Here is a 10975-nt window from a genome sequence, read left to right on the forward strand (position 1 = left end):
GATTCCCTTGGTGTGGGATTCTGGATTCCCTTGTCGTGGGAATCCTTGATACTATTGACTTCAAGGTCATTTTCTTCTTGCTGAATTTTATAAACATCATTTTTTGTTATTTCTGGCTTCATTAAGTAAGAAATATTAGGTTTATTTAAACCTTGTCTTTTTTGTTCTAATAGCCCAGCTAATTGCAATTCTTTTTTTATTGTTGTTACATGATTTTTACTGCAATTCAATATTTCTCTAAGTTTAACGTCTGTATAAATAAAATATATTTTACCAGTGGAATCTACCCACTTATTTTTGATAGATAAATCCAATCTATCTCTTAGAATAGCGTAAGCGATCTTTGTTTCATTTCTCATTTTTACATATTTTTCATTTGTGAAGAATACCTTAGGTAATTGATAGAATCGTTCCTTATATTCTTCTTGGACTGTAAAGTACTTATTACTCATGATAAAAACCCCATTCTTTTTTTGATTGAGGTCTAATAATTAAGTATTGTTAAGACTGCCTTATTGTATTTCGATTTGAAACTTGTTATAATAAGACTTATAAAACTAACCAACACTTTAATGAATTAGACCGAACACGCTATCTGCTCAATAGTGTGTTCTTTTTTTATTATAACGCTAGTATACAATGTATGCAAGTTTCTTTGTGGAGAAATTTCATTCACTATAGAGATATTTATAGCGAGACAATGTAACTTATAATTAATACTTAAGTAGGTGAGTATTATGAATGATTTAGATTGTAAAGCTATTGAGTTAGAACAAAATATAGCCTTTGAATTAAAAATAGAACGTTTAAAAAAGAATTATACTTTAGAATATGTAAGCAATTCTCTTCAAATGAGTAAGTCTTACTTATCACAAATTGAAAATAAAAAACGCACTAAAGTCAGCATGCAAACTTTAATACGTTTATCTCTTTTTTATGAAGTCGAATTTGCAGAAATAGTTAGACGTGCCAGCAACAACTAAAAAGTAAACGTACAATTATAGTTACCATTATTGTGATCTATAGTGAAGCCATCATCATTTTCAATAAAATCAAATGTGCCTACATAGGCTTCTTCATCATCAGCAGTATAAAATTCAATGCTTTCATCAGATATAAATTTATAACTATCTAAATTGTTATTATTTAAAACTTTCCCGTCAGCAAATTCTATGCTTTCTTCATCAAAATGGCTTGGGCAGTGTCCTGTCGTAGTATATACACCAGTTAATTTATCACTTGAACAAGCACTTAGTGTCAAAATACTGATTGTGAATAATAGAAAAAAATATTTTTTCATATTTATCTCTCCAATATTTCATCATTTTGTTGTTTATACTCTTTATCATTTTCATAACTTTTTACTTTTTCTAGTGTACCGTAACTTTCAATATTAAAGCCACCTTTTTCAAGTTTTTCTTTCTGGAACTCTGAAAAAGGTTGATTATCATATACTAAAGCAATCTTAGTTTCTGGAACGAGCCTTACAAACCCCATTTTATGGATCTTATCCCAGCTTAAATCATCATTTCTATCTAAATTATAACTATCTAAAAGCGAGTTATGGTCTGTGCCACGAATATTTGAATCATATTCTCCAGAAATTAATTTATTATCTGGAGTAATCCAGATACTTTGATTAATATCGTCAGTATAGTTTAAATGCTCTGGAATAGCGTTTAAATCGTTTTTTAGCGACTTTTTATCTTCTTGGTAGTATTCTTCGATTTTTCTATTGAAATCACTCTCAGCGTCTTTATAACCGCTTACAAATCGTTCTGAATGAATGGTTGTATCTATCTTATTCTGTATATCATTTTCTTTATCTTTTATAAACTGCATTTTACCCTCACTATATTCAAGTTTATCAAAATGCTTTTTAATGGATTGAACCCTATCTTTAATGTTTGTATAGTCAAATGACTTGAATAGACTAACATCTTTGAATTTAACTTTGATTGCTGGATAATTAAGATTGCTATTATCTAAAGAGATTTTTTCTATTTTATCTTCTTTAAAATTTTCATTGATAATACCTATTAAATTTTGAACGTTCTCAATTTGGTTGAGATACTTAGACACGACTTTAAATTCTTGACTATCTGAATCTAATTGCTTTGAATTTTTTTGAAGATTTTTTTTATGAAATTGAAAAACTTCTGGTTGTTTATTTTCAATACCCATTAAAACATTGTCACGAAAAATAATATTCTCACTACTTTTCAGTAATCCCTTTTTTCTATCTTCTGCTAACTGCTTTGAATAACTATCATCATTTATCTCTGTGATTTTTTTTGATAAAAAAGTTTCTTTAAAGCTAGCCATATTATTTACCACCTTTGATAAAGAAAGTTATCTCTCTAAATCATTATCTCTATTTTCCTTTTTACGATGAATCCGATTATCTGTTTTAGTATCCTGTATTGTATTACGAACATTTGATTCAGTTTTATCAATTTGTAATTGTGTATTCATGCTATCTCTGGAATTTAGTTGAGAAGTAGATCTTGCAATATTTTCAGAATTTGACCTAGCTTTATAAGCAATATTTGATTGAGTACTGTTAAGGAATCTTTCATTCTTCTTCATTTGTTTAAGCAATTTTGCATATAATTCATCTTGTTGAAGTCGTTTAATTTTCTCATCATCTTTGGCAGAAAATCTTTTAATATTTTCTTGATCTTGTAAATCTTTAGTAATATCTTTTTCATCTAAATGATTTGATATTTTGGAATATAGATTTTTATTTGCTAAAGAATTACCAGCAAGAGAAAAAGCATATTCATCTTTTTCATCATAATATTTTTCAATATATTTTTCGTATTCTTTGCTATTATCATCAATTGATTTCTTAATACTAAAATCCAATTCTGGTTTTTGATTTAACTTTTCTTGCTCAATATTATTGAGAATATCATCTAAATTATATTCCTTATGAATTTCATCAATTAATTCAGTATCTATATTGAATTTCTTTGAGTAGTCTAACTTGGTTATATAAATACCATAATAAACATCATCTATTTTTTGATTAATATAATCCCTATTTTCTTTTGGATTATCTTCATATAAATTTTTGAATTCTTTTAATTTATAATCAATATCTTTTTTAAAGTCTGGATAATAAAGTTCATCTTCTGCTGATTTTTTAATTTTTTCAATATCATAATTGGAATAGAAATCATCACTTGTAATTTCTTCAAATAGTTTTTTGTTTCGTAAGTACTCTATATTTAAATTATTGTCTTGAATAATATTTTTTTCATTTGCGTACTCATACATGATTATATTTTTATGCAGATCTTTAAGTTTTTGATATTCTACTTCACTATCACTAAAGTAGTTATCATTTTCTTTATATACAAAACCTTTTGCTAATCCAAAATTTTTAAATTCAGTTTCTAAACTATCTTGATTAAAAAGGTATTCATTTTTAGAACGTTCTTCATCATTTAGATTTTCATATATGTTTTCAATATGAGAGCGTAGTTCATCTTCTTTATCAAGTTCATTAAAATCATTAATGGTTTTCCTTGTTACTAAATCAATTAAATTATTTACATCAGCTTCTTTAAGTTCCACCATTTCTAATCACTCCCTTATTTATTTTTTTTAACATAATCAGAAAATTTATCTAAAAGTTTCTCTGTATCTTCAATCGATAAATCATATATATCAAAATACTTTTCGAGTAATGCACCTTTTTGGATTAGTCTACTTGCTCTTTCTTTTCTGTTTATATTCTTCAAACGATTTAGTTCTAATTCCTTTTTTTCAACTTGTGCAGAAATTTTTTTGTAATCTTTCATAGTATCACCAGCTATAAATTATTCATAAACGTTTTCTGAATTCATTGTATTGTTATGTTCATTATTTTCTTCTTGTTCATCTGAATTATTACTAAGACTTGAAAATTCAGAAGCTTTATCTTTTATAAATTCTTCAAGTAAATCATAATCATCATTTACTTCAAGATCCCATTCTTTAAAGACCATTTCACCAATTGAATAAAATGTATCTCTTTTTGCTTGTTCTTGTTTCTCTTTAAGCTCTTGAATTTCTTTTTCTAATTTAGTTAGTCTATTGAATTTGGCTTTACTCATTTTTATCTACCCCTTAATTATTATCTGTCCTTATATTTTACCATTATTAATTTTAAAAATCAAAAAAACATGTTATAATAAGTATCAGTTCACAAGGACTGCCCAGTTACACACACGTTTTTCTTACGAAAAATCCTGTGTTCACTGTAAGTTCAAAAAAATCGCCTCAAGGGTGTAAATCATAAAGGGAAGGAGTGATGATTGTGTCGGGTTATTTTAGACTTGAAGTAAAAAATATTAATAGAAGTACTCGTAATATAATTGCTTGTGCTTCATACAGATCAGATGAAAAGCTATATAGTGAACGTACTGATGAAAATATAAAATTTGCTAATCATAGTCAGAAACCAGAATCATTTATCATTACTCCTAATCATGCACCAGACTGGGCGAGTAATCGTGAAAAACTTTGGAATGAAGTTGATAAAAAAGAACGTTCAGTACAAGAGAACTCACGAGTTGCAAGAGAAGTAATTTTAAGTTTACCTAATGATCTTGATTATAAATTAAATAAAGAAATTGTGAAAAACTTTGTGCAAGATGAATTTGTGAATCAAGGAATGGTTGCAGATATATCTATTCATACTGATGATATAAATAATCCTCATGCTCATGTATTACTTACAACTAGACCATTTAAAGAAAATGGTGAGTGGGGTGCTAAAAGAAAAAGTAATTATGTTTTTGATGAAAATGGAGAACACGTACTGACGAAAAGTGGAAATAAAAAAAGAGAATCAGTACATGCATTTGATTTTAACAATCAGTATATAAAAGATATAAGAAAATCATATTCTAATATTTTAAATGAATATTCTAAACGTGCTGGTATTAATAAAGAATATTCAAGTGAAAGCTTTGAGAATCAAGGCAGAAAAGAATTACCTTTAAAACGTTTAACAAGAGAAGAATATTATTTAGAGAAAAAAGAGAAAGAACGTTGTAATCAACAAGGTATTGATTATGTTCCTGTAACATTCTACGGGAAGATAAATAAAGAAATAGAAGAATATAATCAAGGTATTATTAATAATTTAGAGCAAAATTTAGATGATAAAGTAATGAAAATAAATGATCTTATTAGAGATCATAAATCTGATATAACAGTTGATAAAGAAAGTTTTAAAATTATTACAAAACGTAATAAAGGATTTGTTAATTACGAAAGTGCTAAGAAAATTTATAAATCATTACACCCTACTGCTAGTAAATATGGCAGATCTCTTATGGCAGAAAAAGATCGTTTGAAGTTTAGGAAAGACTATTTAATTAATTTAGAAAATAGTTTTAACTCTAATTCAAATTCAGTTAAAAAGTTTGGTTATGATCCTAAAACATTTGAAAAAGATATTGTAAATGAAGTAGATAAGTTGAAAAATGATGTGCAGTCATATAAAGCTAAAAAAGAAAAATACAATGAATTATATGGTGCTTCTAAAGAAGTTTATTCATATTTTTTAAAGAGTAATCGAGAAATTTATAATCACATATTTAAAGATAATAATATTGAATATTATCAGCACAATGACGATAGTATTAATCTGTATTTAAATAATATTAAGAACGGAAACTATATAGATATTACAGAAATATCTGGTCTAAAATATGAAGATAATGATATGCAAAATCTTAAAAACTTTGATTTATATTCTATTCTTTCTAAAGAAATTAATTTCGCTAAGAAAGATATTCAGAAAGCAACTTTAAGTTTAAAAGAAGAATATAACAAAGAAGATGTTCTTGAACTTAACTTTAGAGTTAAAGAGTATAACGAAAAATTAGAACAACTAAATGATTATAAACATCATATAGATGATGATTTACAACGTGCATTTAAAGAGAAAAATCTATCCTATAATGACTTAGATAGTTTATCTATGTTTAATAAAATTAAGATGATTGAACAAGCTACTTCTAATAATAATACCTATTCTGACGAACAAATATTTAATCACTTTAGCAATAAGAATCAAGAGTTTGACCAGCAAGCAGAAGATATTATTGAGAGCTTTGAATATAGTGAGTTTAATGTTGTTAATCAAAGTATCAGTTCATTATCAGATAGTGTATTCAATAGTTTAAGTAGTGCAGTCCATGATATTGATAATCAAACTAAGTATAAAGATTTATATAATAAGCGTAAGAAAAATGGAACAATGTATGAAAGATAATTGTATACTATGTATGCATTTGGTATACTTTGTGTACAAATATTAAGGGATAAGGTGATTTTATGAAAGGGAATATTTTCAAAGGGATTCTATTAATTGTTCTTTCTTATGTGATTGTTGGTTTAGTTTACAACAATATCTATTTAATTTTTTCAGAGAAAGTATCATTTGAAGATGATTATTTTTGGAAACTATTAGCTTTATATTTAGAGCCTAATACTGCTATTTCTTATTTAGAAAGTATCTTTATTTCTGAATGGTGGTTTTACTGGTTATTAATTCCTTCTGGAATCTTTGGTATTTTACTTTGGGGTTTACAAGACTTCTTTAATAAAAATGAAAAATATGAAGAAGCTGATAAATATGGTATTCATGGTACTGCAAAGTGGGCAGATCCTTTATCATTAATGAATGGTAAAACATTAGCTAAAGCTAGTAAGTCTAAATATGGTAAGGCTGAAAAAACTTTAGGATTACCAAGTGGTTATATTTTAGGTAGAGTGCCAGGGCAAAAAAAAGTTCTGGTTATGACTGATGATACAGATGTAGATAATCAGCATATGCTCGTAATCGGTAGTAGTGGTGCTTCAAAGTCACAAGCTTTTGTAATACCTAATTTAATCAACGTAAGAGATAAATCAATTATTGTGACTGATCCTAAAGGAGAACTGTATAACATGACTGCACAACTCAAAGCAGATCAAGGTTATAAAGTTTACCAAGTTGATTTTGTATCTTTTATGCAATCCCGTTATAATCCATTAACATATGTAGAAACAGATTTACAAGCACAGACGGTAGCAAACACTATTATTTCAAACTTCGAGGGAGATAGTGGTGGAGATAATGCATTCTTTAAAAATAACGCTACAAATATGTTAAGTGCATTAATCATCTATGTGAAAACTGAATATCCGACAGAGCAAGCAAACATGGCAACCTTAGTTGATGTATATACTAATCATGTGCAAGACGAAGAACAATTTGAAGAATGGTATAAAGAAATTCCTAAAGATCACCCAGCTAAAAAGATGTTAGCTTCTATACTGGATTTAAAAGGTAATACGAGGGCTAGTGTAACAAGTACATTAAATAACGGTTTATCAATATTCAAACTAAGTAAAGTTCAACATATGACAGCAGAAAGTGATTTTAATTTTGAGGATTTTGTAAATGAGAAAGCCATATTATATGTAAAACTGTCTATGGAAAATGATACATTCAATCCGATTACTTCGGTATTCTTTTCACAGATGATTGATGTTTTATACGATATAGCAAAACAAAGCCCTAATGAAACGTTACCAAGAAAAGTACTGTTATTACTTGATGAATTTGCAAATATCGGTAAGTTGAATAATTACAGTAAAGTAATGTCTACCTCGAGATCCTTAGGTTTAATATTATGTACAATAATACAAAATAAAGCACAACTTGAAAAATCGAGTATGTACGGTAAAGAAGAAGCAAGAGAAATTATGTATAACCATGATGTAAAGATATTTTTACGTGCAGACCAAGCTGATAGTGATACGACACGCTGGGTTAGTGAAGCAATAGGTAATACAACTGTTAAACAACAAAAAGGCAGTATGACCAAAAGTGAAAAATCAGTAAGTCGATCTGAAAATCATGAATATGTAAAAAGAGCTTTAATGACACCAGAAGAAGTTGGAAGATTGAAGAAAAACGAATCTATTATAATGATTGCTGGACAAGATCCAATATTTGCAGAAAAAGCATTTCAATTTGAAATTTATCCTAATTTGATTACTGATAAGGATAGAAAGCTAAATTACAATAATTTAAGAAAAACATTAGGCTTTACAGGAGAATTAATCAAAGAACAAGAATATGTTATTGCAGATGAAATAAGTTTTAGTGAATATCATAATCGCAAGCAGAAAGTAAAAAATGAATCTACTAATGTTGATACTCAAATTAAGAATGATATTCTAGGTGGTATGAAGCAAGAATACGATAAAGATGTTCAAGCAATCACAAATTCATTAAATGAAGAAGAATATACTTCACAAGAAAGCAAAGGATTTAAAAGTTTATTTGATGAAATTCAAGACGATATGAAACAACATATTGAATTTTCAACATATGAAAGTGTTCTTAATATAAAAAATATAGATTCTAAAGAACATAAAATTTATCATGAGAACGGTTTAGATAAAGAAGCAGTTAGAAAAAAACGTAATAATACTGCGGAGTTAGATGATTTAGAGAACGATTTAGATATATAGGCATATGACCTATATATCTTTTTTTATTATTGAATACATTGCATACATATGGTATACTTAGCATACAATTAGAGGGGTGACTATATGTTATCAACTGTTAATATTAAATATGAATATATTGATTTAATTAACTTGCTGATAGGTATTAGTACACAAGAGAAAAAACAATTATCTAGGTTACCTTTAGAAGAAATTAAACATAAATACTATTTAATTCTTAAAGGAAAATCTGAAGAAATGCTATAGGGGGATATATTATGAATACAGTAATATTTGCAGAAAAACCTAGTCAAGCGAGAGAATATGCGGAAGCTATAGGAATTAAGAAGAAGCATAAAACACACATTGAGTTAGTAGATAATAAGTATGTAGAAAATGGAATTGTTACGTGGGGATTCGGACACTTAGTTGAGTTAAAATTACCTAAAGAGTACGATAATCCAGTAGACAACTGGAATTTAAGTAATTTACCATATAAACCCGATCCAATTGAATTTAAAGTAGCTGACGATAAAAAATCTCAATTTAATGCTATAAAAAAGCTTTTTTCAAAAGCAGACCTACTGGTTAATGGTTGTGATATTGACAGAGAGGGATCTAATATATTCTATACAACTTTAAAAGTTACAGGTATAAAGGATAAACCTATTAAGAGGTTATGGATCAATTCTTTAGTGGCTTCTGAAATACAAAAAGGATTTTTAAATTTGAAAGATAACCAGAAGGATCTATTAATGTTCAAGGAAGCTTCATCAAGAGCCGTTAGCGACTATTTAATCGGTATGAATCTTAGCCCTATGTATTCCAAGATATTTCAATCGAAAGGGCTTAGAGAGGTGTTTTCGATAGGTAGGGTACAAACACCTACATTATATATGATATATGAAAGATATAATGAGATTGAAAACTTTAAATCAGAAAAATTCTATGAAATCACTGGGAACTTTAAAGTACAAGCTGGGAAGTATAAGGGTAAAGCTAAATTTAAATCTAAGAGTAAAGAAGAAGCTATCAATTTACTAGCGAAGCATAATTTGAATGATATGAGTGTTGAAGGATATATTAGTAATTTATCCACCGTGGAAAAAAAACAACAATCACCTAAACTACATTCTTTATCAACATTACAATCTAAAATCAATGCGAAGTATAAATATAGTCCAGAAAAAACTAAGAAAATAATTCAAGATCTATACGAGAAAAAAATACTAAGTTATCCACGAACGGATTGTAATTTCATCACAGAAAATGAATTTGAATATCTTAAGAATAATTTGAATCAGTATCAGAAACTATATGATATGAATTTTGAAGTTCAATATAGTGAACCAAGAAAACGATACGTTGACGGATCACGTGTACAAGAACACTATGCGATTGTGCCTACATCAAAAATTCCTAATCGTACCACAATAGATAATTTGAGTGATGATTATAAAAATGTACTAAATGAAGTTGTAGCAACAACGCTGAGTATGTTTGCTTCTGATTATGTATATGATGAAACCAATATTGAAACTAATATGAACGATTTACTATTCTATACTAAGGGTACTGTAGATAAAATATTAGGCTGGAAAACATTATATCCTAAGTCTAAAAAAGAAAATGAAGATAAGTTACCAGCAATCGTTAGTAAAGAATCGGTATTAGCAAAGGTTAATCTGAAAGATTCAGATACAAAACCCCCCAATTTATATACAGAGGGGCAATTAATAAATTTAATGAAAACTTGTGGTAAGACTGTTGATGATGAAGATGATATTAAAATTTTAAAAGATATTGAGGGATTAGGTACGGAAGCAACTAGAGATAGTATTATCAAATCTTTAAAAGATCGAGAATATATCAGTATCACGAAAAATACAGTTTATATCACAGATAAAGGTATATTATTATGTAAAGCGATTAAGGACAGTTTATTAAGTAGTCCAGCAATGACTGCACAGTGGGAAAAACGGTTGAAAGAAATCGGTAATGGTAACGCTTCTGCTTCAAATTTTATTGATATAACTATGAAGTTTATCGAAAAAGAATTAAGTACATTTGAAGAAAAAAAGAATGATGAAGAATTAAATAATCTTACAAATAATTTAAATGAATCAAAAATGATTTGTGAATGTTCTAATTGTAATAAAGGATCAATCACTGAAAGTGGGAAAGTTTATAAATGTACAAACTGTAATCAAGTATATTTCAAAAAGTTTTTTAATAATCCTATCCCTAAAAAAGAACTTCTGTATTTGATAAAGAATGGTAAAACGAAAAATAAAATTAATCTTAAAAAGAAAGACGGTAAAACATATAAAGCATATTTAATTTTAGATAATAATAAAGAAAAGAATATAAAACAATGATAAAGTCCGTATAATTGTGTAAAAGTAAAAAGGCCATATAACAGTCCTTTTACGGTACAATGTTTTTAACGACAAAAACATACCCAGGAGGA

The 10975-nt window shown here is 27.6% G+C and carries 11 protein-coding genes; 5 read left to right on the forward strand and 6 right to left on the reverse strand.

Annotated elements, in window-relative coordinates; all coding sequences use genetic code 11:
• On the reverse strand, positions 1-452 hold a 452-nt coding region (locus tag BO48_RS16385; RefSeq protein ID WP_496369146.1), incomplete at its 3' end, for a replication initiator protein A.
• 285 nt (positions 453-737) lie between these two features.
• Between BO48_RS16385 and BO48_RS16390 the strand changes: the two genes are divergently transcribed.
• Entirely contained in the window at positions 738-983 is a 246-nt protein-coding gene (locus tag BO48_RS16390) for a helix-turn-helix domain-containing protein (protein ID WP_496369148.1), read from the forward strand.
• On the opposite strand, the gene BO48_RS16395 is transcribed toward BO48_RS16390, so the two are convergent.
• From BO48_RS16395 to BO48_RS16415, 5 genes are read right to left on the reverse strand one after another with little or no spacing between them, the layout of a single operon-like run.
• The gene (locus BO48_RS16395) at positions 980-1300 is read right to left on the reverse strand and encodes a hypothetical protein (RefSeq protein WP_496369150.1); all 321 of its coding nucleotides are present in this window, start codon (positions 1298-1300) and stop codon (positions 980-982) included. The genes BO48_RS16390 and BO48_RS16395 overlap by 4 nt on opposite strands.
• Positions 1301-1302: 2 nt before the next feature.
• Positions 1303-2325, reverse strand: a complete 1023-nt coding sequence (locus tag BO48_RS16400) for a hypothetical protein (protein ID WP_496369152.1) — start codon at positions 2323-2325, stop codon at positions 1303-1305.
• Between the two features lie 27 nt (positions 2326-2352).
• Positions 2353-3585, reverse strand: coding sequence for a hypothetical protein (locus BO48_RS16405; RefSeq protein WP_496369154.1), 1233 nt, complete (start codon positions 3583-3585; stop codon positions 2353-2355).
• Positions 3586-3599: 14 nt separating this feature from the next.
• The gene (locus BO48_RS16410; protein WP_496369156.1) at positions 3600-3809 is read right to left on the reverse strand and encodes a hypothetical protein; all 210 of its coding nucleotides are present in this window, start codon (positions 3807-3809) and stop codon (positions 3600-3602) included.
• Positions 3810-3827: 18 nt separating this feature from the next.
• Positions 3828-4103, reverse strand: coding sequence for a hypothetical protein (locus BO48_RS16415; protein WP_496369158.1), 276 nt, complete (start codon positions 4101-4103; stop codon positions 3828-3830).
• A gap of 203 nt (positions 4104-4306) precedes the next feature.
• Here BO48_RS16415 and BO48_RS16420 point away from each other — a divergent pair, with 203 nt between their 5' ends.
• The 4 genes from BO48_RS16420 to BO48_RS16435 all read left to right on the forward strand — a co-directional run bounded on the left by BO48_RS16420 (position 4307) and on the right by BO48_RS16435 (position 10883).
• Positions 4307-6274, forward strand: coding sequence for a MobA/MobL family protein (locus BO48_RS16420; RefSeq protein ID WP_496369160.1), 1968 nt, complete (start codon positions 4307-4309; stop codon positions 6272-6274).
• Between the two features lie 62 nt (positions 6275-6336).
• Positions 6337-8526, forward strand: a complete 2190-nt coding sequence (locus BO48_RS16425; RefSeq protein WP_496369162.1) for a VirD4-like conjugal transfer protein, CD1115 family — start codon at positions 6337-6339, stop codon at positions 8524-8526.
• Between the two features lie 84 nt (positions 8527-8610).
• The gene (locus tag BO48_RS16430; protein WP_496369164.1) at positions 8611-8772 is read left to right on the forward strand and encodes a hypothetical protein; all 162 of its coding nucleotides are present in this window, start codon (positions 8611-8613) and stop codon (positions 8770-8772) included.
• 11 nt (positions 8773-8783) lie between these two features.
• Positions 8784-10883: a DNA topoisomerase gene (locus tag BO48_RS16435; RefSeq protein WP_496369166.1), complete on the forward strand. Its 2100-nt coding sequence runs from the start codon at positions 8784-8786 to the stop codon at positions 10881-10883.
• Positions 10884-10975 lie beyond the last annotated feature (92 nt).

This window comes from Lacicoccus kunmingensis DSM 17847 (assembly GCF_059568765.1).

Coding starts and splice junctions, on each gene's coding strand:
- BO48_RS16435 (WP_496369166.1), top strand. CDS start 8,784: ATGAATACAGTAATATTTGCAGAAAAACCTAGTCAAGCGAGAGAATAT.
- BO48_RS16390 (WP_496369148.1), top strand. CDS start 738: ATGAATGATTTAGATTGTAAAGCTATTGAGTTAGAACAAAATATAGCC.
- BO48_RS16395 (WP_496369150.1), bottom strand. CDS start 1,300: ATGAAAAAATATTTTTTTCTATTATTCACAATCAGTATTTTGACACTA.
- BO48_RS16430 (WP_496369164.1), top strand. CDS start 8,611: ATGTTATCAACTGTTAATATTAAATATGAATATATTGATTTAATTAAC.
- BO48_RS16405 (WP_496369154.1), bottom strand. CDS start 3,585: ATGGTGGAACTTAAAGAAGCTGATGTAAATAATTTAATTGATTTAGTA.
- BO48_RS16425 (WP_496369162.1), top strand. CDS start 6,337: ATGAAAGGGAATATTTTCAAAGGGATTCTATTAATTGTTCTTTCTTAT.
- BO48_RS16415 (WP_496369158.1), bottom strand. CDS start 4,103: ATGAGTAAAGCCAAATTCAATAGACTAACTAAATTAGAAAAAGAAATT.
- BO48_RS16410 (WP_496369156.1), bottom strand. CDS start 3,809: ATGAAAGATTACAAAAAAATTTCTGCACAAGTTGAAAAAAAGGAATTA.
- BO48_RS16400 (WP_496369152.1), bottom strand. CDS start 2,325: ATGGCTAGCTTTAAAGAAACTTTTTTATCAAAAAAAATCACAGAGATA.